General features: G+C 40.9%; 25 protein-coding genes and 2 other annotated features (1 of these 27 running past the window's edge). Of the genes, 24 read left to right on the forward strand and 1 reads right to left on the reverse strand.

Going from position 1 to position 25,040, the window contains the following annotated elements:
- Positions 1-20 precede the first annotated feature (20 nt).
- Positions 21-152: a sequence feature (ribosomal protein L20 leader region), on the forward strand.
- Between the two features lie 15 nt (positions 153-167).
- The 7 genes from infC (at position 168) to RWO85_RS00460 (ending at position 5,590) form a co-directional block, all read left to right on the forward strand.
- Positions 168-698, forward strand: coding sequence for a translation initiation factor IF-3 (gene infC, locus RWO85_RS00430; protein WP_000848180.1), 531 nt, complete (start codon positions 168-170; stop codon positions 696-698).
- Positions 699-730: 32 nt separating this feature from the next.
- Positions 731-931, forward strand: a complete 201-nt coding sequence (rpmI, locus tag RWO85_RS00435; protein WP_001125943.1) for a 50S ribosomal protein L35 — start codon at positions 731-733, stop codon at positions 929-931.
- Between the two features lie 51 nt (positions 932-982).
- Positions 983-1,342, forward strand: coding sequence for a 50S ribosomal protein L20 (gene rplT / locus RWO85_RS00440; protein ID WP_000124834.1), 360 nt, complete (start codon positions 983-985; stop codon positions 1,340-1,342).
- Positions 1,343-1,400: 58 nt separating this feature from the next.
- Positions 1,401-1,781: a VOC family protein gene (locus tag RWO85_RS00445; RefSeq protein ID WP_000157153.1), complete on the forward strand. Its 381-nt coding sequence runs from the start codon at positions 1,401-1,403 to the stop codon at positions 1,779-1,781.
- 248 nt (positions 1,782-2,029) lie between these two features.
- Positions 2,030-2,830 carry a dihydroorotate dehydrogenase electron transfer subunit gene (locus RWO85_RS00450; protein WP_314413284.1) on the forward strand — a complete coding sequence of 267 codons (801 nt, stop codon included), beginning with the start codon at positions 2,030-2,032 and terminating at the stop codon, positions 2,828-2,830.
- Positions 2,793-3,779: a dihydroorotate dehydrogenase gene (locus tag RWO85_RS00455; RefSeq protein ID WP_314413286.1), complete on the forward strand. Its 987-nt coding sequence runs from the start codon at positions 2,793-2,795 to the stop codon at positions 3,777-3,779. The genes RWO85_RS00450 and RWO85_RS00455 overlap by 38 nt, the downstream gene beginning before the upstream one ends.
- Positions 3,780-3,877: 98 nt before the next feature.
- Entirely contained in the window at positions 3,878-5,590 is a 1,713-nt protein-coding gene (locus RWO85_RS00460; protein ID WP_314413287.1) for a glucosaminidase domain-containing protein, read from the forward strand.
- A gap of 207 nt (positions 5,591-5,797) precedes the next feature.
- Here the strand turns inward: RWO85_RS00460 and pavA are convergent, their stop codons facing one another.
- Entirely contained in the window at positions 5,798-7,453 is a 1,656-nt protein-coding gene (pavA, locus tag RWO85_RS00465; protein WP_314413289.1) for an Rqc2 family fibronectin-binding protein PavA, read from the reverse strand.
- 104 nt (positions 7,454-7,557) lie between these two features.
- Here pavA and ybeY point away from each other — a divergent pair, with 104 nt between their 5' ends.
- The 17 genes from ybeY (at position 7,558) to ppc (ending at position 24,866) form a co-directional block, all read left to right on the forward strand.
- The gene (gene ybeY, locus RWO85_RS00470) at positions 7,558-8,055 is read left to right on the forward strand and encodes an rRNA maturation RNase YbeY (RefSeq protein ID WP_314413291.1); all 498 of its coding nucleotides are present in this window, start codon (positions 7,558-7,560) and stop codon (positions 8,053-8,055) included.
- Positions 8,036-8,431 carry a diacylglycerol kinase family protein gene (locus tag RWO85_RS00475; RefSeq protein ID WP_045611476.1) on the forward strand — a complete coding sequence of 132 codons (396 nt, stop codon included), beginning with the start codon at positions 8,036-8,038 and terminating at the stop codon, positions 8,429-8,431. The genes ybeY and RWO85_RS00475 overlap by 20 nt, the downstream gene beginning before the upstream one ends.
- Before the next feature lie 16 nt (positions 8,432-8,447).
- Entirely contained in the window at positions 8,448-9,347 is a 900-nt protein-coding gene (gene era / locus RWO85_RS00480) for a GTPase Era (RefSeq protein ID WP_314413294.1), read from the forward strand.
- A gap of 48 nt (positions 9,348-9,395) precedes the next feature.
- A complete protein-coding gene (gene mutM, locus RWO85_RS00485) occupies positions 9,396-10,220 on the forward strand; it encodes a DNA-formamidopyrimidine glycosylase (RefSeq protein WP_314413295.1) in 825 nt (274 codons plus the stop codon).
- Positions 10,220-10,810: a dephospho-CoA kinase gene (gene coaE / locus RWO85_RS00490; protein ID WP_314413296.1), complete on the forward strand. Its 591-nt coding sequence runs from the start codon at positions 10,220-10,222 to the stop codon at positions 10,808-10,810. Before mutM ends, coaE begins: the two co-directional genes overlap by 1 nt.
- A gap of 1 nt (position 10,811) precedes the next feature.
- Positions 10,812-12,011: a multidrug efflux MFS transporter gene (locus RWO85_RS00495; protein WP_314413297.1), complete on the forward strand. Its 1,200-nt coding sequence runs from the start codon at positions 10,812-10,814 to the stop codon at positions 12,009-12,011.
- A complete protein-coding gene (gene rpmG / locus RWO85_RS00500) occupies positions 12,011-12,160 on the forward strand; it encodes a 50S ribosomal protein L33 (RefSeq protein ID WP_001809104.1) in 150 nt (49 codons plus the stop codon). Before RWO85_RS00495 ends, rpmG begins: the two co-directional genes overlap by 1 nt.
- Before the next feature lie 39 nt (positions 12,161-12,199).
- Positions 12,200-12,433, forward strand: coding sequence for a preprotein translocase subunit SecG (secG, locus tag RWO85_RS00505; RefSeq protein WP_000282517.1), 234 nt, complete (start codon positions 12,200-12,202; stop codon positions 12,431-12,433).
- A gap of 101 nt (positions 12,434-12,534) precedes the next feature.
- Positions 12,535-14,889, forward strand: coding sequence for a ribonuclease R (rnr, locus tag RWO85_RS00510; protein ID WP_314413298.1), 2,355 nt, complete (start codon positions 12,535-12,537; stop codon positions 14,887-14,889).
- Positions 14,852-15,319 (forward strand): SsrA-binding protein SmpB, encoded by a 468-nt coding sequence (smpB, locus tag RWO85_RS00515; RefSeq protein ID WP_001051750.1) that lies wholly within the window; start codon positions 14,852-14,854, stop codon positions 15,317-15,319. The genes rnr and smpB overlap by 38 nt, the downstream gene beginning before the upstream one ends.
- 15 nt (positions 15,320-15,334) lie before the next feature.
- Positions 15,335-16,195 carry an SAM-dependent methyltransferase TehB gene (gene tehB, locus RWO85_RS00520; RefSeq protein ID WP_314413299.1) on the forward strand — a complete coding sequence of 287 codons (861 nt, stop codon included), beginning with the start codon at positions 15,335-15,337 and terminating at the stop codon, positions 16,193-16,195.
- A 71-nt stretch (positions 16,196-16,266) separates the two neighbouring features.
- On the forward strand, positions 16,267-17,220 hold the full coding sequence (locus RWO85_RS00525) for a competence protein CoiA family protein (protein ID WP_314413300.1): 954 nt from the start codon (positions 16,267-16,269) through the stop codon (positions 17,218-17,220).
- A gap of 18 nt (positions 17,221-17,238) precedes the next feature.
- Positions 17,239-19,041: an oligoendopeptidase F gene (gene pepF / locus RWO85_RS00530; protein ID WP_314413302.1), complete on the forward strand. Its 1,803-nt coding sequence runs from the start codon at positions 17,239-17,241 to the stop codon at positions 19,039-19,041.
- Position 19,042: 1 nt separating this feature from the next.
- Positions 19,043-19,756, forward strand: a complete 714-nt coding sequence (locus RWO85_RS00535; RefSeq protein ID WP_314413305.1) for an O-methyltransferase — start codon at positions 19,043-19,045, stop codon at positions 19,754-19,756.
- 66 nt (positions 19,757-19,822) lie between these two features.
- On the forward strand, positions 19,823-20,761 hold the full coding sequence (prsA, locus tag RWO85_RS00540; protein WP_042901074.1) for a peptidylprolyl isomerase PrsA: 939 nt from the start codon (positions 19,823-19,825) through the stop codon (positions 20,759-20,761).
- A 160-nt stretch (positions 20,762-20,921) separates the two neighbouring features.
- The gene (gene ftsW, locus RWO85_RS00545; protein WP_314413306.1) at positions 20,922-22,145 is read left to right on the forward strand and encodes a cell division peptidoglycan polymerase FtsW; all 1,224 of its coding nucleotides are present in this window, start codon (positions 20,922-20,924) and stop codon (positions 22,143-22,145) included.
- Positions 22,146-22,169: 24 nt separating this feature from the next.
- Positions 22,170-24,866, forward strand: coding sequence for a phosphoenolpyruvate carboxylase (gene ppc, locus RWO85_RS00550; RefSeq protein ID WP_314413308.1), 2,697 nt, complete (start codon positions 22,170-22,172; stop codon positions 24,864-24,866).
- A 96-nt stretch (positions 24,867-24,962) separates the two neighbouring features.
- Positions 24,963-25,040, forward strand: a binding site (T-box leader) (it continues 140 nt past the right edge of the window).

A 25,040-nucleotide genomic window follows, 5' to 3' on the forward strand; every position in this document is an offset into this window, starting at 1 on the left:
ACTTGGTATCATATAAAAGTTGAGAAAAGCAGAAGTGAGAGCTTCTCGCCTTGTGACATTAAGTTGCCTGGCCCTACGGATGAAAAGTTTCTAAGAAACGCTATCATAACGTGCGGGCTTGTATATTTACGAGTCCGCTATTGTTTTTCTCTAATAAAACAAAAGAGGTGAAAACCATAGCAAAGCAAGACTTATTCATCAATGATGAGATTCGTGTACGTGAAGTTCGCTTGATTGGTCTTGAAGGAGAACAGCTAGGCATCAAGCCACTCAGTGAAGCGCAAGCTTTGGCTGATAACGCTAATGTTGACCTAGTATTGATTCAACCCCAAGCCAAACCGCCTGTTGCAAAAATTATGGACTACGGTAAGTTCAAATTTGAGTACCAGAAGAAGCAAAAAGAACAACGTAAAAAACAAAGTGTTGTTACCGTGAAAGAAGTTCGTCTAAGTCCAACTATTGACAAGGGTGACTTTGATACAAAACTTCGCAATGCACGCAAATTCCTTGAAAAAGGAAATAAAGTTAAGGTATCTATTCGCTTTAAGGGTCGTATGATTACCCATAAAGAGATTGGTGCAAAAGTTTTAGCCGAGTTTGCTGAAGCAACTCAAGATATTGCCATCATCGAACAACGTGCTAAAATGGATGGACGTCAAATGTTCATGCAATTGGCGCCAGCGACTGACAAAAAATAATTGTCAGAAAGTTAAATAAAGGAGAAAAAATCATGCCAAAACAAAAAACACACCGCGCATCAGCTAAACGTTTCAAACGTACAGGTTCTGGTGGACTTAAACGTTTCCGTGCTTACACTTCTCACCGTTTCCACGGAAAAACTAAGAAACAACGTCGTCATCTTCGTAAAGCATCTATGGTGCATTCAGGAGATTACAAACGTATCAAAGCAATGCTTACTCGCTTGAAATAATAGCTTAACTGTAAGTAAAGAATTCTAGGAAATATTTGGAGGAAATAAAACATGGCACGTGTTAAAGGTGGCGTTGTATCACGCAAACGTCGTAAACGTATTCTTAAATTAGCAAAAGGTTACTATGGAGCTAAACACATCTTGTTCCGTACTGCAAAAGAACAAGTAATGAACTCTTACTACTATGCATACCGTGACCGTCGTCAGAAAAAACGTGACTTCCGCAAATTGTGGATCACTCGTATCAACGCGGCAGCTCGTATGAACGGACTTTCATACTCGCAATTGATGCATGGATTGAAATTGGCTGAGATCGAAGTTAACCGTAAAATGCTTGCTGACTTGGCTGTTAACGATGCAGCAGCTTTCACAGCTCTTGCAGATGCAGCTAAAGCAAAACTTGGTAAATAATAACAGATAAGACTGGAACAGGATTGTCCCAGTCTTTTTAAAAATAAAGGAGAAAAATATGGCTTCAAAAATGCTACACACTTGCTTACGCGTAGAAAATCTTGAGAAATCAATTGCGTTCTATCAAGATGCTTTTGGGTTTAAAGAATTGCGTCGCAGAGATTTTCCAGACCATGCCTTCACGATTGTTTATCTAGGTCTTGAGGGTGACGACTACGAGTTGGAGTTGACTTATAACTACGATCATGGTCCTTATGTGGTTGGAGATGGATTTGCCCATATCGCCCTAAGTACACCTGATCTTGAGGCGCTTCATCAAGAGCATAGTGCCAAAGGCTATGAAGTGACTGAGCCAAATGGTTTACCAGGAACTGCACCTAACTATTACTTTGTCAAAGACCCTGATGGCTACAAGGTCGAAGTCATTCGTGAAAAATAATCTCGTGAGGTCAAGTAGAATGTTCGTTTTCTACTTGACTTTTTTTAGCTGAAAGAGTATACTAATAAAAATTTAACCTTTAAGGGGAGTCCAGAGAGACTCACAAGGTGTCAGATAAAAGAATAGTACAATTTTCTAGAGGAGACTTTTTGAGTGTGCTCTCTTGTGTTGTACGATTTTAACTGAGGCCTTGCACTAGCAAGGTCTTTTCTTTATCTGGTCCCCTTAAAATTTAAGGAGGAAAAGTCATGAATCCCACATGTAAGAAACGTTTGGGTGCAATTCGTTTGGAAACCATGAAGGTGGTTGCACAGGAGGAAATCGCGCCAGCAATCTTTGAATTAGTCCTAGAAGGGGAAATGGTTGAATCTATGCGAGCAGGTCAATTTCTTCATCTGCGTGTGCCTGATGACGCCCATCTCTTGCGTCGCCCTATTTCAATTTCGTCTATTGATAAGGTTAACAAGCAGTGTCACCTCATTTATCGGATTGAAGGTGCTGGTACAGCTATTTTTTCAACCTTAAGTCAGGGAGATACTCTTGATGTGATGGGGCCTCAGGGAAATGGTTTTGACTTGTCTGACCTAGATGAGCAGAGTCAGGTACTCCTTGTTGGTGGGGGGATTGGTGTTCCGCCCTTGCTTGAGGTAGCCAAGGAATTGCATACGCGTGGTGTGAAAGTAGTGACAGTTCTCGGTTTTGCGACTAAGGATGCTGTTATTTTAGAGACGGAATTAGCTCAATATGGTCAAGTTTTTGTAACGACAGATGATGGTTCTTATGGTATCAAGGGAAATGTTTCCGTTGTTATCGAGGATTTAGACAATCAGTTTGATGCTGTTTACTCATGTGGGGCGCCTGGAATGATGAAGTATATCAATCAAACCTTTTATGACCACCCAAGAGCCTATCTATCTCTGGAATCTCGTATGGCTTGTGGAATGGGGGCTTGCTATGCCTGCGTCCTAAAAGTACCAGAAAGTGAGACGGTCAGCCAACGCGTCTGTGAAGATGGCCCTGTTTTCCGCACAGGAACAGTTGTATTATAAGGAGAAAATCATGACTACAAATCGTTTACAAGTTTCTCTACCTGGCTTGGATTTGAAAAATCCGATTATTCCAGCATCAGGCTGTTTTGGCTTTGGACAAGAGTATGCCAAGTACTATGATTTAGACCTTTTAGGCTCTATTATGATTAAGGCGATAACCCTTGAACCACGCTTTGGCAATCCAACTCCCAGAGTTGCTGAGACACCTGCTGGCATGCTCAATGCAATCGGCTTGCAAAATCCTGGTTTAGAAGCTGTTTTAGCTGAAAAACTCCCTTGGCTGGAAAGAGAGTATCCAAATCTTCCTATTATCGCCAATGTGGCTGGTTTTTCAAAACAAGAGTATGCGGCTGTTTCTCATGGTATTTCCAAGGCAGCTAATGTGAAGGCAATTGAGCTCAATATTTCTTGTCCCAACGTAGATCACTGTAATCATGGACTCTTGATTGGTCAAGATCCAGATTTAGCTTATGATGTGGTGAAAGCAGCTGTGGAAGCCTCTGATGTGCCAGTTTATGTCAAATTAACCCCTAGTGTGACCGATATCGTTACTGTCGCAAAAGCTGCAGAAGATGCGGGGGCAAGTGGCTTAACCATGATCAATACTCTGGTTGGCATGCGCTTTGACCTCAAAACCAGAAAACCAATCTTGGCCAATGGAACAGGTGGAATGTCTGGTCCAGCAGTCTTTCCAGTAGCCCTCAAACTTATCCGCCAGGTAGCTCAAACTACAGACCTGCCTATCATTGGAATGGGGGGAGTGGATTCGGCAGAAGCTGCCCTAGAAATGTATCTGGCTGGAGCATCGGCTATTGGAGTTGGAACAGCCAACTTTACCAATCCATATGCCTGCCCTGATATCATCGAAAATTTACCAAAAGTCATGGACAAATACGGCATTAGCAGTTTGGAAAATCTACGCAAGGAAGTAAAAGAGTCTCTGAAGTAAACTGCAATCAATCTGTTCTTGATTTTTTATCAGTTTGTAATGTTGATTATAGAGAATTTTGATATAATGAAATGAGTAAGAACAGAGGAAGAAGGTTAATGAAGAAAGTAAGATTTATTTTTTTAGCCCTGCTATTTTTCTTAGTTAGACCAGAGAGTGCAATGGCTAGCGAAGGTACTTGGCAAGGAAAACAATACCTGAAAGCAGATGGTAGTCAAGCAGCCAATGAGTGGGTTTTTGATGCTCATTATCAATCTTGGTTTTATATAAAAGCAGATGCCAACTATGCTGAAAATGAATGGCTGAAACAAGGTGACAACTATTTTTACCTCAAATCTGGTGGCTATATGGCCAAGTCAGAATGGGTAGAAGACAAGGGAGTCCTCTATTATCTTGACCAAAATGGAAAGATGAAAAGAAATGCTTGGCTAGGAACTTCCTATGTTGGTGCAACAGGTGCCAAAGTAATTGAAGACTGGGTCTATGATTCTCAATACGATGCTTGGTTTTATATCAAAGCAGATGGCCAACACGCAGAGAAAGAATGGCTTCAAATCAAGGGCAAGGACTATTATTTTAAATCTGGCGGTTATTTGCTAACAAGTCAGTGGATTGATCAGGCTTATGTGAATGCTAGTGGTGCCAAAGTACAGCAAGGTTGGCTTTTTGACAAACAATACCAATCTTGGTTTTACATCAAAGAAAATGGGAATCATGCTGAGAAAGAATGGATTTTCGAAAATGGTCACTATTATTATCTCAAATCTGGTGGCTATATGGCAGCAAATGAATGGATTTGGAATAAGGAATCTTGGTTTTATCTCAAATCTGATGGGAAAATGGCTGAGAAAGAATGGCTATACGATGCTAAAAGTCAAGCCTGGTACTACTTCAAATCTGGCGGCTATATGGCGAAAAATGAGATAGTAGATGGTTATCAGCTTGGAAGTGATGGTAAATGGCATGGAGAAAAAGCTACAAATGAAAATGCTGCTTACTATCAAGTAGTTCCTGTCACAGCAAATGTTTATAATGCAGATGGTGAAAAGCTCTCCTATATATCACAAGGTAGTGTCGTCTGGCTAGATAATGATAGAAAAAGTGATGACAAGCGCCTGGCTATTACTATTTCTGGTTTGTCAGGTTATATGAAAACAGAAGATTTACAAGCACTAGATGCCAGCAAGGATTTTATCCCTTATTATGAGAGTGATGGGCACCGTTTTTATCACTATGTGGCCCAGAATGCTAGTATCCCAGTAGCTTCTCATCTTTCTGATATGGAAGTAGGCAAGAAATATTATTCGGCAGATGGCCTGCATTTTGATGGTTTTAAGCTTGAGAATCTCTTCCTTTTCAAAGATTTAACAGAACCTACAAACTATAGTGCTGAGGATTTGGATAAGGTATTTAGTCTGTTAAATATTGACAATAGTCTCTTGGAAAATAAGGGAGCTACCTTTAAGGAAGCCGAAGAACATTATCATATCAATGCCCTCTACCTCCTTGCTCATAGTGCCTTAGAAAGTGACTGGGGACGTAGCAATATTGCCAAAGATAAGAATAATTTCTTTGGAATTACAGCCTATGATACGACCCCGTACCTTTCTGCCAAGACATTTGATGATGTGGATAAGGGAATTTTAGGTGCAACAAAGTGGATTAAGGAAAATTATATCGATAGGGGCAGAACTTTCCTTGGAAACAAGGCGTCTGGTATGAATGTTGAATATGCCTCAGACCCTTATTGGGGCGAAAAAATTGCTAGTGTGATGATGAAAATCAATGAGAAACTAGGTGGCAAAGATTAGTCCTATAATTGAATATGATTTGTGTATAATACTCAATGAAAATCAAAGAGCAAACTAGGAAACTAGCCGCAGGTTGCTCAAAACACTGTTTTGAGGTTGTAGATAAGACTGACGAAGTCAGTCACATATATACGGCAAGGTGACGTTGACGTGGTTTGAATTTGATTTTCGAAGAGTATAAGCTAAAAATCCTGATTTCAAGTCGAATCAGGATTTTTTCATGGATGCGATTTTTTCTGGGTCTGGTGTGACGCGGAGGGTCTTTTGTCCTGTGTAAGTGACAAAGCCAGGTTTTCCACCAGTTGGTTTGTTGAGTTTCTTGACTTCAATCATATCTACCTGGACCAGATTTGACAGGCGACCCTGAGAGAAGTAGGCGGCCAGTTCTGCCGCGTCTGTCTTTACTTCATCAGATGGGTCAAGATTGCCTGAGATGACGATGTGGCTTCCAGGGATGTCCTTGGCATGGAACCAGAGTTCCTCCTTGCGAGCCATTTTAAAGGTTAGCTCCTCATTTTGTAGGTTGTTGCGACCGACATAGATGATGGTCTTGCCATCACTGGCCAGGTACTGTTCTGGTTTTTTGCGTTTCTGGATTTTTTCTCGCTGTCTTCTGCGGATAAAGCCGGTTTGAATCAATTCTTCACGGATTTCAGTGATTTCTTCCAGCCCAGCTTGGTTGAGGACGGTTTCTACACTTTCCAGATAGAGAATAGTGGCCTTGGTTTCCTCAATCAGATCAGTCAAGTATTTGACAGCTTCTTTTAATTTCTGATAACGTTTAAAGTAGCGTTGGGCATTCTGGTTGGGAGTCAAGGCCTTATCAAGCGCAATGGTGATAGGTTGGTTGGTATAGTAGTTGTCTAGGATAACCTGGTCTTGGTCGTTAGGCACTTGATGGAGGAAGGTTGTTAGCAATTCCCCTTTTTGGCGAAATTCTTCAGCATTGTCTGTCGCTAGTAATTCTTTTTCCTGTTTTTTGAGTTTGTGGCGGTTTTTCTGAAGTTCATTTTCAACACGACGAATGAGTTCACTGGCTTGCTGTTTGACACGGTCTCGCTCAGCCTTGTCCTTGTAGTAGGTGTCCAACAAATCAGAAAGACTGGCAAAAGGCTCTCCCACCTGATTGGCAAAAGGAACTGGACTGAAGGAAGTCTCAGTCAAGCATGGCTGGGTTTCTTGACTGAAAAATTCACGGAAAGTAGATAGTTTATCACTAACCAGAATCTTTTCCAATTCGTTTGCCGTATCGCGTCCTAGACCTTGAAAGAGACTTTGAAGATGTTTAGCTGTCGTTTCCTGTGTTTGCAGGATTTCAAAAAGTTTCTCGTCCTTGACCGTGAAAGGATTGTGCGATTCCGTGCTTGGCGGAGCGATATAGGTCGATCCAGGAAGTAAGGTGCGGTAGCTATTTTGTGAAAAGCCGACGTGTTTGATAACTTCGAGGATTTTATGACTACTTTTATCGACCAGTAGAATATTACTGTGTTTCCCCATAATTTCGATAATCAAGGTAGCCTGAATATGGTCTCCAATCTCGTTTTTATTGGAAACTGTCATTTCCACAATACGGTCATTTTCCACTTGCTCAATCGATTCAATCAGGGCACCCTGCAAATACTTTCTCAAAACCATGATAAAGGTAGAAGGTTGGGCTGGATTTTCAAAAGTCGTTTGGGTCAGCTGAATGCGTCCAAAAACTGGGTGAGCAGAAAGGAGCAGGCGATGACTTTGGCGATTGCTGCGGATTTGCAAGACCAACTCTTGTTCAAAAGGCTGATTGATTTTCTGGATGCGACCGTTCACTAACTCTCTTCGCAATTCCTCAACCATGTGGTGTAAAAAAAATCCGTCAAATGACATCGTTCTCTCCTTGTGATTGTATTCCATAGTATTATATCAAAAAGGTAGAATAAAATCATGGAAATGTGGTATAATAAAGCCAAGTAAAGAGAAACGAGAAGCACATGTATATTGAAATGATAGATGAAACTGGTCAAGTTTCAAAAGAAATGTTGCAACAAACCCAAGAAATTTTGGAATTTGCAGCCCAAAAATTAGGCAAAGAAGACAAGGAGATGGCAGTTACCTTTGTGACCAATGAACGTAGTCATGAACTTAATCTGGAGTACCGTGACACCGACCGTCCGACAGATGTTATCAGCCTTGAATATAAACCAGAGTTGGAAATTGCCTTTGACGAAGAGGATTTACTTGAAAATCCAGAATTGGCAGAGATGATGTCTGAGTTTGATGCCTATATTGGGGAATTGTTCATCTCTATCGATAAGGCACATGAGCAGGCCGAGGAATATGGCCATAGCTTTGAGCGTGAGATGGGCTTCTTGGCAGTACACGGCTTTTTACATATCAACGGCTATGATCACTACACTCCGGAAGAAGAAGCGGAGATGTTCGGTTTACAAGAAGAAATTTTGACAGCCTATGGACTCACAAGACAATAAACGAAAATGGAAAAATCGTGACCTGATATCCAGTTTAGAATTTGCTCTCACAGGGATTTTTACTGCTATCAAGGAAGAACGCAATATGCGAAAACATGCAGTGACGGCTCTAGTAGTCATCCTTGCAGGTTTTATTTTTCAGGTATCACGAATCGAATGGCTCTTTCTCCTATTGAGCATTTTCTTGGTAGTAGCCTTTGAAATTATCAATTCTGCTATTGAAAATGTGGTGGATTTGGCCAGTCACTATCACTTTTCCATGCTGGCTAAAAATGCCAAGGATATGGCGGCTGGCGCGGTATTAGTGGTCTCTCTTTTCGCAGCCTTAACAGGCGCATTGATTTTTCTCCCACGAATCTGGGATTTATTATTTTAAACAGTAAGAGGAAATTATGACTTTTAAATCAGGCTTTGTAGCCATTTTAGGACGTCCCAATGTTGGGAAGTCAACTTTTTTAAACCACGTCATGGGGCAAAAGATTGCCATCATGAGTGACAAGGCGCAGACAACGCGCAATAAAATCATGGGAATTTACACGACTGATAAGGAGCAAATCGTCTTTATCGACACACCAGGGATTCACAAACCTAAAACGGCCCTTGGAGATTTCATGGTAGAATCTGCCTATAGCACCCTTCGTGAAGTGGATACTGTTCTTTTCATGGTACCTGCTGATGAGGCGCGTGGTAAGGGCGATGATATGATTATCGAGCGTCTCAAGGCTACCAAGGTTCCAGTGATTTTGGTGGTGAACAAGATTGATAAGGTCCATCCAGACCAGCTCTTGTCTCAGATCGATGACTTCCGTAATCAAATGGACTTTAAGGAAATTGTACCAATCTCAGCCCTTCAAGGAAATAACGTCTCTCGTCTAGTGGATATTTTGAGTGAAAATCTGGATGAAGGTTTTCAATATTTCCCGTCTGATCAAATTACAGACCATCCAGAGCGTTTCTTGGTTTCAGAAATGGTTCGCGAGAAAGTCTTGCACCTAACTCGTGAAGAGATTCCGCATTCTGTCGCAGTAGTTGTGGATTCTATGAAACGAGACGAAGAGACAGACAAGGTTCACATCCGTGCTACTATTATGGTCGAGCGCGATAGTCAGAAAGGGATTATCATTGGTAAAGGTGGTGCTATGCTTAAGAAAATTGGTAGTATGGCCCGTCGTGATATCGAACTTATGCTAGGAGATAAGGTCTTCCTAGAAACTTGGGTCAAGGTCAAGAAAAACTGGCGCGATAAGAAGCTAGATTTGGCTGACTTTGGCTATAATGAAAAAGAATACTAAGTAGAGGTGGGCTCATGCCTGCTTCTTGTTTTTACAGAAGGAGGATTTATGCCTGAATTACCTGAGGTTGAAACCGTTCGTCGTGGCTTAGAAAAATTGATTTTGGGAAAGAAGATTTCGAGTGTAGAAATTCGCTATCCCAAGATGATTAAGACAGATTTGGACGAGTTTCAAAAGGAAGTGCCTGGTCAGATTGTTGAGTCAATGGGACGTCGTGGCAAATATTTGCTTTTCTACCTGACAGACAAGGTCTTGATTTCCCATCTGCGGATGGAGGGCAAGTATTTTTACTATCCAGACCAAGCACCTGAACGTAAGCATGCCCATATTTTCTTCCAGTTTGAGGACGGTGGCACGCTTGTTTATGAGGATGTACGCAAGTTTGGTACTATGGAACTCTTGGCTCCTGACCTTTTGGAAGCCTACTTTATTGCTAAAAAATTAGGTCCTGAACCAAGCGAACAAGACTTTGATGTGCAGGTCTTTCAAGTAGCTCTAGATAAGTCTAAAAAGCCTATCAAATCCCATCTTTTAGACCAGACTTTGGTAGCTGGACTTGGCAATATCTATGTGGATGAGGTTCTCTGGCGAGCTCAGGTTCATCCAGCCAGACCTTCCCAGACTTTGACAGCCGCAGAAGCGACAGCTATTCATGACCAGACCATTGCTGTATTGGGACAGGCTGTTGAAAAAGGTGGGTCTACCATTCGGACCTATACCAATGCCTTTGGAGAAGATGGAACCATGCAGGATTTTCATCAGGTCTATGACAAGGCTGGTCAAGAATGTTCACGTTGTGGCACCATCATTGAGAAAATCCAACTAGGTGGACGAGGCACCCATTTTTGTCCTCAATGCCAAAGGAGGAATTGATGGGAAAAATCATTGGAATCACTGGGGGAATTGCCTCTGGTAAGTCAACTGTGACAAATTTTCTAAGACAGCAAGGCTTTCAAGTGGTGGATGCTGACGCAGTCGTCCACCAACTACAGAAACCTGGCGGTCGTCTGTTTAAGGCTCTAGTCCAGCACTTTGGGCAAGAAATCATCCTTGAAAACGGAGAACTCAATCGCCCTCTCCTAGCTAGTCTTATCTTTTCAAATCCTGAAGAACGAGAATGGTCTAAGCAAATCCAAGGAGAGATTATCCGTGAGGAACTAGCTACATTAAGAGACCAATTGGCTCAGTCAGAAGAGATTTTCTTCATGGATATTCCCCTACTTTTTGAGCAGGCCTACAGCGCTTGGTTTGATGAGACATGGTTGGTCTATGTGGACCGAGATGTCCAAGTAGAACGCCTAATGAAAAGGGATCAGCTATCCAAGAATGAAGCTGAGTCTCGTCTGGCAGCCCAGTGGCCTTTAGAGAAAAAGAAAGATTTGGCCAGCCATGTTTTAAACAACAATGGAAATCAGGACCAGCTTCTTACTCAGGTGTTCTCCCTGCTTGAGGGAGGTAGTTAAGATGACAGAGATTAACTGGAAGGATAATCTGCGCATTGCCTGGTTTGGTAATTTTCTGACTGGAGCCAGTATTTCTTTGGTTGTGCCCTTTATGCCTATCTTTGTGGAAAATCTGGGTGTAGGGAGTGAGCAAGTCGCTTTTTATGCAGGCTTAGCAATTTCTGTCTCTGCTATTTCCGCGGCGCTCTTTTCTCCTATCTGGGGGATTCTTGCTGACAAATATGGTCGAAAACCCATGATGATTCGGGCTGGCATGGCCATGACCATTACTATGGGAGGTTTGGCCTTTGTACCAAATATCTATTGGTTAATCTTTCTTCGTTTATTAAACGGTATATTTGCAGGATTTGTTCCCAATGCAACAGCCCTGATAGCCAGTCAGGTTCCCAAGGAAAAATCAGGCTCTGCCTTAGGTACTTTGTCTACAGGCGTAGTTGCAGGTACTCTAACTGGTCCCTTTATTGGTGGCTTTATTGCAGAATTATTTGGTATTCGTACAGTTTTCTTACTGGTTGGTAGTTTTCTATTTTTAGCTGCTCTTTTGACTATTTGCTTTATCAAGGAAGATTTTCAACCAGTAGCCAAGGAAAAGGCCATTCCAACAAAGGAATTGTTTACATCAGTTAAATACCCCTATCTCTTGGTCAACCTCTTTCTGACCAGTTTTGTCATCCAATTTTCAGCCCAATCAATCGGCCCTATCTTAGCTCTGTATGTACGCGACTTAGGCCAGACAGAGAATCTTCTCTTTGTATCTGGTTTGATTGTATCCAGCATGGGCTTTTCCAGTATGATGAGTGCAGGAGTCATGGGAAAGCTAGGTGACAAGGTGGGCAATCATCGCCTCTTGGTTGTAGCCCAGTTTTATTCAGTCATTATCTATCTCCTCTGTGCCAATGCCTCTAGCCCCCTTCAACTAGGACTCTATCGTTTCCTCTTTGGCTTGGGGACAGGTGCCTTGATTCCTGGAGTTAATGCCCTTCTCAGCAAGATGACGCCCAAAGTCGGCATTTCGAGGGTCTTTGCCTTCAATCAGGTATTCTTTTATCTGGGAGGTGTCGTTGGGCCTATGGCAGGTTCTGCAGTGGCGGGTCAATTTGGCTACCATGCTGTTTTTTATGCGACAAGCCTTTGTGTTGCCTTTAGTTGTCTCTTTAACCTGCTTCAATTTCGAACATTATTAAAAGTAAAGGAAATCTAGTGCGAGTAAAAATTAATCTAAAATGCTCCTCTTGTGGCAGTATCAATTATCTAACTAGTAAAAATTCAAAAACCCATCCAGACAAGATCGAGGTTTTAAAGTATTGTCCCAAGGAAAGAAAAGTAACCCTACATCTTGAATCTAAGTAGATTTTATGGTAAAATAATAAGGATTTTAAGGAGTTTGATATGTATAACCTATTATTAACCATTTTATTAGTATTATCTGTTGTGATTGTAATTGCGATTTTCATGCAACCAACTAAAAACCAATCCAGCAATGTATTTGATGCCAGCTCAGGTGATTTGTTTGAACGCAGTAAAGCACGCGGTTTTGAAGCTGTAATGCAGCGTTTGACAGGGATTTTAGTCTTTTTCTGGCTAGCCATTGCCTTAGCATTGACGGTATTATCAAGTAGATAAGAAAATAATGGGCAGGACTAGGTCTTTGCCTCTTTTTATTTTTAAAGGATGTTTGAGAAGGTTTTACAGTAAAAGAAAATTAAAAAATCTAGAAAGAAAATATGAAAGATAGAATAAAAGAATATTTACAAGACAAGGGAAAGGTGACTGTCAATGACTTGGCTCAGGATTTGGGAAAAGACGGGTCCAAGGATTTTCGTGAGTTGATTAAAACCTTGTCCTTAATGGAAAGAAAGCATCAGATACGCTTTGAAGAAGATGGAACTTTGACTTTGGAAGTCAAGAAAAAACATGAGATTACTCTCAAGGGGATTTTTCATGCTCATAAAAATGGCTTTGGCTTTGTTAGTCTGGAAGGCGAGGAGGACGATCTTTTTGTAGGGAAAAACGATGTCAACTATGCTATTGATGGCGATACTGTTGAGGTCGTGATTAAGAAAGTCGCTGACCGTAATAAGGGAACAGCAGCAGAAGCCAAAATTATCGATATTCTAGAACACGGTTTGACAACTGTTGTCGGTCAAATCGTTCTAGATCAGGAAAAGCCCAAGTATGCTGGTTACATCCGTTCAAAGAATCAGAAAATCAGTCAACCAATTTATGTTAAGAAACCAGCTCTTAAACTAGAAGGAACAGAAGTTCTCAAGGTCTTTATCGACAAATACCCAAGTAAGAAACACGATTTCTTTGTCGCTAGCGTCCTCGATGTGGTGGGGCATTCAACGGATGTTGGGATTGATGTCCTTGAGGTTTTGGAGTCTATGGACATTGTCTCAGAATTTCCAGAGGCTGTTGTCAAGGAGGCAGAAAGTGTGCCTGATGCTCCATCACAAAAGGATATGGAAGGCCGTCTGGATTTGAGAGATGAAATTACCTTTACCATTGATGGTGCTGACGCCAAGGATTTGGACGATGCGGTGCATATCAAGGCCTTGAAAAATGGTAATCTGGAACTCGGAGTTCATATCGCAGATGTTTCCTACTATGTAACTGAGGGTTCGGCCCTTGACAAGGAAGCCCTTAACCGCGCGACTTCAGTCTATGTAACAGACCGTGTGGTCCCAATGCTTCCAGAACGACTGTCAAATGGCATCTGCTCTCTCAATCCCCAAGTTGACCGCCTGACCCAGTCTGCCATTATGGAGATTGATAAACATGGTCGTGTGGTCAACTATACCATTACACAAACAGTTATCAAGACCAGTTTTCGTATGACCTATAGTGATGTCAATGATATCCTAGCTGGCGACGAGGAAAAGCGACAAGAATATCAGAAAATTGTTCCTAGTATCGAACTTATGGCCAAGCTTCATGAAACTTTAGAAAACATGCGTGTGAAACGTGGAGCCCTCAATTTTGATACCAATGAAGCCAAGATTTTAGTGGATAAACAAGGCAAGCCTGTTGATATCGTTCTTCGTCAGCGTGGTGTTGCCGAGCGGATGATTGAGTCCTTTATGCTGATGGCCAATGAAACAGTTGCTGAGCATTTTAGCAAGCTGGATTTGCCTTTCATCTATCGAATTCACGAGGAGCCAAAGGCTGAAAAGGTTCAGAAGTTTATTGATTATGCTTCAAGCTTTGGCTTGCGCATTTATGGGACCGCCAGTGAGATTAGCCAGGAGGCACTTCAAGACATCATGCGTACTGTTGAGGGGGAACCTTATGCAGATGTATTATCTATGATGCTTCTTCGCTCTATGCAGCAGGCTCGCTATTCGGAGCACAATCACGGCCACTATGGATTAGCGGCTGACTATTACACTCACTTTACTAGTCCGATTCGTCGTTATCCAGACCTCCTTGTTCACCGCATGATTCGGGACTATGGGCGTTCTAAGGAAATAGCAGAGCATTTTGAGCAAGTGATTCCAGAGATTGCGACCCAGTCTTCCAACCGTGAACGTCGTGCCATTGAGGCTGAGCGTGAAGTCGAAGCCATGAAAAAGGCTGAGTACATGGAAGAATACGTGGGTGACGAGTACGATGCAGTTGTATCAAGTATTGTCAAATTCGGTCTCTTTGTCGAATTGCCAAACACAGTTGAAGGCTTGATTCACATCACCAATCTACCTGAATTTTATCATTTCAATGAGCGTGATTTGACCCTTCGTGGAGAGAAATCAGGAACAACCTTCCGTGTAGGTCAGCAGATTCGTATTCGGGTTGAAAGAGCGGATAAGATGACAGGTGAAATTGACTTCTCTTACATCCCAAGTGAGTTTGATGTGATCGAAAAAGGCTTGAAACAGTCTAGTCGTAGTGACAGAGGGCGTGGTTCAAGTCGTCGTTCAGATAAGAAGGAAGACAAGAGAAAATCAGGACGCTCAAATGATAAGCGCAAGCATTCACAGAAAGACAAGAAGAAAAAAGGAAAGAAACCTTTTTATAAGGAAGTAGCTAAGAAAGGAGCTAAGCATGGCAAAGGGCGAGGGAAAGGTCGTCGCACAAAATAAAAAGGCGCGTCATGACTATACAATCGTAGATACGCTAGAGGCAGGGATGGTCCTGACTGGAACTGAAATCAAGAGTGTACGAGCTGCTCGAATCAATCTCAAAGATGGCTTTGCTCAAGTAAAAAATGGAGAAGTCTGGTTGAGCAATGTTCACATCGCTCCTTACGAAGAGGGCAATATTTGGAACCAAGAACCAGAACGTCGTCGAAAACTCTTGCTCCATAAGAAACAAATCCAAAAGTTGGAACAGGAGACCAAAGGGACAGGTATGACCCTGGTTCCCCTTAAAGTCTATATCAAGGATGGCTATGCCAAGCTCCTTTTAGGACTTGCCAAAGGGAAGCATGACTACGACAAACGGGAGTCTATCAAACGTCGTGAGCAAAACCGCGACATCGCGCGTGTTATGAAAGCTGTTAATCAGCGATAAAAAGAGGAAATGAAAATGGAAAAATTAGTTGCCTATAAACGTATGCCCTTGTGGACTAAAGAAACCATGCCAGAGGCTGTTCAGCAGAAACACAATACCAAGGTTGGGACTTGGGGCAAGATTACTGTTTTAAAAGGAACTCTCAAGTTTATTGAATTGACAGAGGATGGCGAAGTTCTAGCTGAGCATCTCTTTGAAGCGGGGGCTGACAATCCAATGGCACAACCACAAGCTTGGCACCGAGTGGAGGCTGTAACAGATGATGTGGAGTGGTACTTGGAATTTTATTGTAAACCTGAGGACTATTTCCCTAAGAAATACAATACCAATCCTGTTCATTCAGAGGTCCTAGAGGCAATGCAGACAGTAAAACCAGGAAAAGCCTTGGATTTGGGCTGTGGTCAGGGCCGTAATGCACTCTTTCTAGCCCAGCAAGGTTTTGATGTGACAGCTGTGGATCAAAATGAATTGGCTCTTGAAATCTTGCAAAGCATTGTGGAGCAGGAAGATTTGGATATGCCTGTTGGTCTTTACGATATCAATTCAGCCAGCATTGGGCAAGAATATGATTTTATCGTATCGACAGTTGTTTTGATGTTTCTACAAGCGGACAGCATTCCAGCTATTATTCAAAATATGCAGGAGAAAACCAGTGTTGGTGGTTACAATCTTATCGTTTGTGCTATGGATACGGAAGATTACCCTTGCTCTGTGAACTTCCCATTTACCTTTAAAGAAGGGGAATTGGCAGACTATTACAAGGACTGGAAATTGGTTAAGTACAATGAAAATCCAGGCCATTTGCACCGTCGTGACGAAAATGGTAATCGTATTCAACTACGCTTTGCGACCATGCTAGCTAAAAAATTCAAATAAACATGAATGAAGATTAGGAATTTCCTGATCTTTTTTCTTTTTTTCGAATAATATAGAAAAGGAGGGAAATCATGTTTGTTGCGAGAGATACTAGGGGAGAATTGGTAAATGTGTTAGAGGATAAACTTGAGAAGCAAGCATACACCTGCCCAGCTTGTGGAGGTCAGCTCCGTTTGCGTCAAGGACTAAGTGTCCGGGCCCATTTTGCCCACAAAACCTTAAAAGACTGTGATTTTTCCTCTGAAAATGAAAGTCCAGAACACCTAGAAAATAAAAAATCACTTTATCACTGGTTGAAAAAAGATTCAGAGGTGCAATTAGAGTACCCTCTTCCAGAGCTTAAACAGATTGCAGATGTATTTGTAAATGGCAATCTAGCTTTAGAGGTTCAATGTAGTCCCTTGCCTCAAAAAGTTCTTAAAGAGCGTAGTGAGGGCTATCGTAGTCAGGGTTACCAAGTACTGTGGTTGTTGGGAGAAAAACTGTGGCTCAAGGAGCGGTTGACTCGTCTGCAAGAAGGTTTTCTATACTTTAGTCAAAACATGGGATTTTATGTTTGGGAAGTAGACAGTGAAAAACAAGTTTTAAGACTCAAATACCTGATTCACCAGGATCTCCGAGGTAAACTCCATTATCAAATCAAGGAATTTCCTTATGGACAAGATAGTCTACTGGAGATATTACGTCTTCCCTATAAGAAACAAAAAATATCTCATTTTACAGTTTCTCAGGACAAGGACATCTGTCGCTATATCCGGCAACAACTCTATTATCAAAATCCCTTTTGGATGAAAGAACAAGCAGAAGCCTATAAAAAGGGAGAAAATCTCCTGACTTACGGGCTAAAAGAATGGTATCCACAAATTCGACCACTAGTAGGAAATTTTTGCCAAATTGAGCAAGATTTGACTCGCTATTATCAGTATTTTCAAACCTATTATCAAGAAAATCCTCAAAATGATTGGCAAAAGCTCTATCCACCAGCCTTTTATCAGCAATATTTCTTGAAAAATATGGTAGAATAGAAAGGATGGAGGAATCTAATGGTATTACAAAGAAATGAAATAAATGAAAAAGATACATGGGATCTATCAACGATCTACCCCACTGACCAGGCTTGGGAAGAAGCCTTAAAAGATTTAACAGAACAATTGGAGACAGTAGCCCAGTATGAAGGCCATCTCCTAGATAGTGCGGATAGCCTACTCGAAGTTACTGAATTTTCTCTTGAAATGGAACGCCAGACGGAGAAGCTTTACGTTTATGCTCATATGAAGAATGACCAAGACACACGTGAAGCCAAGTACCAAGAGTACTATGCCAAGGCCATGACTCTCTATAGCCAGCTAGACCAAGCCTTTTCATTCTATGAGCCTGAATTTATGGAGATTAGCGAAAAGCAGTATGCTGACTTTTTAGAAGCTCAACCAAAATTGCAGGTTTATCAACACTATTTTGATAAGCTTTTGCAAGGCAAGGATCATGTTCTTTCGCAACGTGAAGAAGAATTATTGGCTGGAGCTGGGGAAATCTTTGGTTCGGCAAGTGAAACCTTCGCTATTTTAGATAATGCAGATATCGTCTTTCCATTTGTTAAAGATGAAGATGGTAACGAAGTACAATTATCACATGGCGTTTATATGCGTTTAATGGAGTCTAAAAATCGTGAGGTTCGCCGTGGTGCCTATCAAGCTCTTTATGCGACTTATGAGCAATTCCAACATACTTATGCTAAAACCTTGCAAACAAATGTTAAAGTTCAAAACTATCGTGCCAAAGTTCGCAACTACAAGAGTGCTCGTCATGCAGCTCTCGCAGCAAATTTTGTTCCAGAGAGTGTTTATGACAATTTGGTAGCAGCAGTTCGCAGGCACTTGCCACTCTTGCATCGTTACCTTGAGCTTCGTTCAAAAATCTTGGGGATTTCAGACCTCAAGATGTATGATGTCTACACACCGCTTTCATCTGTTGAATATAGTTTTACCTACCAAGAAGCCTTGAAAAAAGCAGAAGAAGCCTTGGCAGTCTTGGGTGAGGATTACTTGAGCCGTGTTAAACGTGCCTTCAGCGAACGTTGGATTGATGTTTACGAAAATCAAGGCAAGCGTTCAGGAGCCTACTCTGGTGGCTCTTACGATACCAATGCCTTTATGCTTCTTAACTGGCAGGACAATCTAGACAATCTCTTTACCCTTGTCCATGAGACTGGTCATAGTATGCATTCAAGCTATACTCGTGAAACGCAGCCTTATGTTTATGGAGATTACTCTATCTTCTTGGCTGAGATTGCATCAACTACCAATGAAAATATCTTGACGGAGAAATTATTGGAAGAAGTGGAAGACGACGCAACGCGCTTTGCTATTCTCAATAACTTCCTAGATGGTTTCCGTGGGACAGTTTTCCGCCAAACTCAATTTGCTGAGTTTGAACACGCCATTCACCAAGCGGATCAAAATGGTGAAGTCTTGACAAGCGATTTCCTAAATAAACTCTACGCAGACTTGAACCAAGAGTATTATGGTTTGAGTAAGGAAGACAATCCTGAAATCCAATTTGAGTGGGCTCGCATTCCACACTTCTACTATAACTACTATGTATATCAATATTCAACTGGTTTTGCAGCAGCTTCAGCCCTGGCTGAAAAAATTGTTCATGGTAGTCAAGAAGACCGTGACCGCTATATCGACTACCTCAAGGCTGGTAAGTCTGACTACCCACTTAATGTCATGAGAAAAGCTGGTGTTGATATGGAGAAGGAAGACTATCTCAATGATGCCTTTGCAGTCTTTGAACGCCGTTTAAATGAGTTTGAAGCCCTTGTTGAAAAATTGGGATTGGCATAAAATGGTTGAATCGTATAGTAAAAATGCCAACCATAACATGCGTCGTCCTGTTGTCAAGGAAGAAATTGTGGACTTGATGCGTCAGCGTCAAAAGCAAGTCACAGGCTCTTTGAAAGAATTGGAAGACTTTGCCCGTAAGGAAAATATTCCCATCATTCCCCATGAAACGGTTGCTTATTTCCGTTTTCTCATGGAAACCATGCAGCCTAAAAACATTCTGGAAATTGGGACGGCTATCGGTTTTTCAGCCCTCTTGATGGCAGAACATGCGCCAAATGCTAAGATTACAACCATTGACCGCAATCCAGAGATGATTGGATTTGCCAAGGAAAATTTTGCTCAGTTTGACAGTCACAAGCAAATCACGCTTTTAGAAGGAGATGCGGTAGATGTCTTATCAACCCTGACAGAGTCCTATGATTTCGTCTTTATGGATTCTGCCAAGTCTAAATACATCGTCTTTTTGCCAGAAATCCTCAAACACTTGGAAGTTGGTGGTGTGGTTGTCTTGGATGATATTTTCCAAGGTGGTGATGTTGCCAAGGACATTATGGAAGTCCGTCGTGGCCAGCGAACCATTTATCGAGGCCTTCAAAGACTATTTGACGCAACCTTAGACAATCCAGGACTCACCGCAACATTAGTCCCTCTGGGAGACGGTATTCTTATGCTTCGTAAAAATGTAGCAGATGTTCAATTGCCTGACAGCGAATAATTTTCAGAAAAATTTAAGAAAATATAGTAAAATAGATAGGGTAACACTTATCTCAAAGGAGTAGACATGAAGAAAAAACTATTGGCAGGTGCCATTACACTATTATCAGTAGCAACTTTAGCAGCTTGTTCGAAAGGTTCAGAAGGGGCAGATCTTATCAGCATGAAAGGGGATGTCATCACTGAACATCAATTTTATGAGCAAGTGAAAAGCAATCCTTCAGCTCAACAAGTGTTGTTGAACCTGACCATCCAAAAAGTATTTGAGAAACAATACGGCTCAGAAGTAGATGACAAAGAAGTCAACGATACTATTGCCGAAGAAGAAAAACAATATGGTGAGAACTACCAACGTGTCTTGTCACAAGCAGGTATGACCCTTGAAACACGTAAAGCTCAAATTCGTACAAGTAAATTGGTTGAGTTGGCAGTTAAGAAGGCAGCAGAAGCTGAATTGACAGATGATGCTTACAAGAAGGCCTTTGACGAGTACACTCCAGATGTAACTGCTCAAATCATTCGTCTTGATAATGAGGATAAAGCGAAAGAAGTCCTCGAAAAAGCTAAGGCAAGTGGCGCAGATTTCGCTCAATTAGCCAAAGATAACTCAACTGATGAGAAAACTAAAGCGAATGGTGGAGAAATCACCTTTGATTCTGCTTCAACAGAAGTACCAGAACAAGTTAAAAAAGCTGCTTTTGCTTTAGATGTAAATGGTGTTTCTGATGTGATTAAAGCCACTGGCACACAAGCCTATAGTAGCCAATATTACATTGTAAAACTCACTAAGAAAACAGAAAAATCATCTAATATCGATGATTACAAAGAAAAATTAAAAACTGTTATCTTAACCCAAAAACAAAACGATGCGACATTTGTTCAAAGCATTATCGGAAAAGAATTGCAAGCAGCTAATATCAAGGTCAAAGACCAAGCCTTCCAAAATATCTTTACCCAATATATCGGTGGTGGAGATTCAAGCTCAAGTAGTTCATCAAAAGAATAAAACAGAAAAGAGCCAAGTGCTCTTTTTCTTATGAGAAAATCTTCTATCTTAAGGATAAGAGTTTTTTTCTTTCGGAAAAAATGGTATAATAGCAATCAAAACTAGAAAATAAACGGAATTTGGGAATAATTTCTTTTGTTCTCATTAGATTGGTGATACTATGAAGATTAGTAAGAGGCACCTATTAAACTATTCTATCCTAGTTCCTTATTTGCTTTTATCTATTTTGGGCTTGATTGTAGTCTATTCTACAACCAGTGCCATTCTTATCGAAGAAGGTAAAAGTGCCCTGCAATTAGTTCGAAGTCAGGGAATGTTTTGGGGCTTTAGTTTAATATTGATTGCCTTGATATATAAGCTGAAACTGAATTTTTTAAGAAAAGAACGACTTTTATTTATTGTTATGTTTGTTGAGCTAATTTTATTAGCTCTAGCTCGCTTAATTGGTACGCCAGTTAATGGAGCCTATGGTTGGATATCAGTAGGACCTTTGACCATTCAGCCAGCTGAGTATTTGAAGATTATTATCGTCTGGTACTTGGCCCAACGTTTTTCAAAACAACAGGATGAAATTGCTGTTTATGATTTCCAAGTCTTAACTCAAAATCAATGGATTCCTCGTGCTTTTAATGATTGGCGTTTTGTCCTCTTGGTAATGATAGGAAGTTTGGCTATTTTCCCAGATTTGGGGAATGCTACTATCCTAGCTTTGGTTGCCTTGATTATGTATACACTTAGTGGGATTGCTCATCGCTGGTTTGTAGCCTTTATCGGTCTTTTGTTTGGCGTTTCCGCCCTTTCCTTAACAGCTATTGATATGATAGGGGTTGATAAGTTTTTAAAAGTTCCAGTATTTGGATATGTGGCCAAGCGTTTTAGTGCCTACTTTAATCCCTTTGCCGATTTGGCAGGAGCAGGCCACCAACTTGCAAATTCTTACTTTGCCATGGTCAATGGTGGCTGGTTTGGTCTAGGTTTAGGAAATTCAATCGAAAAACGCGGCTATCTACCAGAAGCCCATACAGACTTTGTATTTTCAATTGTCATTGAAGAATTTGGCTTTGTGGGAGCCAGCTTGATTTTGGCACTTGTCTTTTTCCTTATTTTACGAATTATCTTAGTCGGTATTCGTGCTAAGAATCCCTTTAATTCCATGATGGCGATTGGGGTTGGGGGGATGATGTTGGTACAGGTCTTTGTTAATATCGGTGGAATTTCTGGTATTATTCCTTCAACTGGAGTAACCTTCCCTTTCCTATCGCAAGGAGGAAACAGTCTCCTAGTCTTATCTGTAGCCATCGCCTTTGTCTTAAATATTGATGCAAGTGAAAAACGTGCCCAATTATATGAGGAGTTAGAAGCTCACTCATCAAACTATATGTAGAGTTGATAGTGGAAAGGATGACCTATGTCTCTTCAAAAATTAGAAAACTATAGTAATAAAGCTGTTGTGCAAGAAGAAGTATTGATTTTAACAGAATTGTTGGAAGATATCACTAAAAACATGCTTGCCCCAGAGACTTTTTATAAAATCATGCAGTTGAAAGAATTATCAACTCAAGAAGATTATCAAGGCTTGAACCAATTAGTTACTAGTCTGACAAATGATGAAATGGCTTATATTTCACGCTATTTCTCTATCTTGCCTCTTTTGATTAATATTTCAGAAGACGTGGATTTGGCCTATGAAATCAACCATCAAAATAATATCAATCAAGATTATCTTGGTAAATTATCAGCAACGATTAAAATGGTTGCAGAAAAAGAAAATGCGGTTGAAATTCTTGAACACTTGAATGTTGTCCCTGTTTTGACAGCCCATCCAACACAAGTGCAACGTAAGAGTATGCTGGATTTGACCAACCATATCCATACCCTCTTGCGTAAGTATCGTGATGTGAAATTAGGCTTGATTAATAAGGAAAAATGGCATAATGATCTCCGTCGCTACATTGAGATTATCATGCAGACAGATATGATTCGTGAAAAGAAATTGAAAGTAACCAATGAAATCACGAATGTTATGGAATACTACAATAGTTCATTCCTGAAAGCTGTTCCTCATTTGACTGCTGAGTACAAGCGTCTGGCTAAAAAACACGGTTTGGAGTTGAAACATCCTAAACCAATTACCATGGGAATGTGGATTGGTGGAGACCGTGATGGGAATCCCTTTGTGACAGCAGATACCTTGAAACAATCTGCCATGACCCAGTGTGAAGTCATCATGAATTACTATGATGAAAAGATTTACCAACTTTATCGTGAATTCTCCCTCTCAACCAGTATTGTCAATGTGAGCAAGCAAGTTAGAGAAATGGCTCGTCAATCCAAGGATAACTCGATCTACCGTGAAAAAGAGCTTTACCGCCGTGCCTTATTTGATATTCAATCAAAAATCCAAGCGACAAAAACCTATCTGATTGAAGATAAGGAAGTTGGGGCTCGCTATGAAACAGCTAATGATTTTTATAAAGATTTAATTACCATTCGTGATTCCCTCTTGGAAAATAAGGGTGAAGCACTAATTTCTGGTGATTTTGTTGAGCTGATTCAGGCAGTTGAAATTTTTGGTTTCTATTTGGCCTCCATCGACATGCGTCAAGATTCTAGTGTTCATGAGGCCTGTGTAGCCGAACTATTGAAATCAGCAGGAATTCATTCTCGTTACAGCGAACTAAGTGAAGAGGAAAAATGCCAGCTTCTCTTAAAAGAATTAGAAGAAGATCCACGCATTCTTTCTGCTACTCATGTTGAAAAATCAGACTTACTTGAAAAAGAATTGGCAATCTTTAAGGCTGCCCGTAATTTGAAAGATAAGTTGGGTGATGATGTCATTCGTCAGACCATTATTTCACATGCAACTAGCGTATCAGACATGCTGGAATTGGCTATCTTGCTGAAAGAAGTAGGGCTAGTTGATAAAGAGAGAGCCCGTGTCCAAATTGTCCCTCTTTTTGAAACAATCGAGGACTTGGACCACTCAGAAGAAACCATGAGGGAATACCTTTCTCTTGGTCTAACTAAGAAATGGATAGCTTCACGTAATAACTACCAGGAAATCATGCTTGGCTACTCTGACAGTAATAAAGATGGTGGTTACTTATCATCATGTTGGACTCTCTACAAGGCACAACAACAACTGACTGCCATTGGAGATGAATTTGGTGTTAAGGTTACCTTCTTCCACGGCCGTGGTGGGACTGTCGGTCGTGGTGGTGGACCAACTTATGAAGCTATTACCTCTCAACCGCTCAAGTCTATCAAGGATCGTATCCGCTTGACGGAGCAGGGTGAAGTAATTGGCAATAAATATGGTAACAAAGATGCTGCCTATTATAACCTTGAAATGTTGGTTTCAGCAGCCATTAACCGCATGATTACTCAGTGGAAGAGTGATACCAATACCTCAAATCGCTATGAGGCTATTATGGATCAAGTAGTGGACCGTAGTTATGATATTTACCGAGACCTAGTCTTTGGGAATGAACATTTTTATGATTATTTCTTTGAGTCAAGTCCTATTAAGGCCATTTCAAGCTTTAATATCGGTTCTCGTCCAGCTGCTCGTAAAACCATTACAGAAATAGGTGGTTTACGTGCTATTCCTTGGGTCTTCTCATGGTCACAAAGTCGTGTCATGTTCCCTGGTTGGTATGGTGTCGGATCAAGCTTCAAGGAGTTTATCGATAAAAATCCAGAGAATATCGCTATCTTACGAGATATGTATCAAAATTGGCCATTTTTCCAATCGCTTCTTTCAAATGTCGATATGGTCTTGTCAAAATCGAACATGAATATTGCTTTTGAATATGCTAAGTTATGTGAAGATGATCAAGTGAAAGCTATTTATGATACTATTTTAGACGAATGGCAATTAACGAAAAATGTTATCCTAGAGATTGAAGGGTATGACGAATTATTAGCTGAAAATCCATATCTAAAAGCAAGTTTAGATTATCGTATGCCTTACTTTAATATCCTTAACTATATCCAGTTGGAGTTGATTAAACGTCAACGTCGAGGAGAATTATCAAGCGATCAAGAAAAATTAATTCATACAACCATCAACGGAATTGCGACAGGATTGCGTAATTCGGGTTGATCCCTTTCAAACTTCCTCTGTTCTATAGGGGAAGTTTTTGAATATTTCAAAAAAATACTAAAAGAGTCTTGACAAGTAATTGAAAAATGATATAATTTAAACATTCAGAAAAGTAATCATTCAAACTTTTTAGAGAGTCTGTGGTAGCTGAAAACAGATAAGTGATGATGATGA

Origin of the sequence: uncultured Streptococcus sp. (assembly GCF_963521865.1) — a bacterium.
Classification (GTDB): domain Bacteria; phylum Bacillota; class Bacilli; order Lactobacillales; family Streptococcaceae; genus Streptococcus.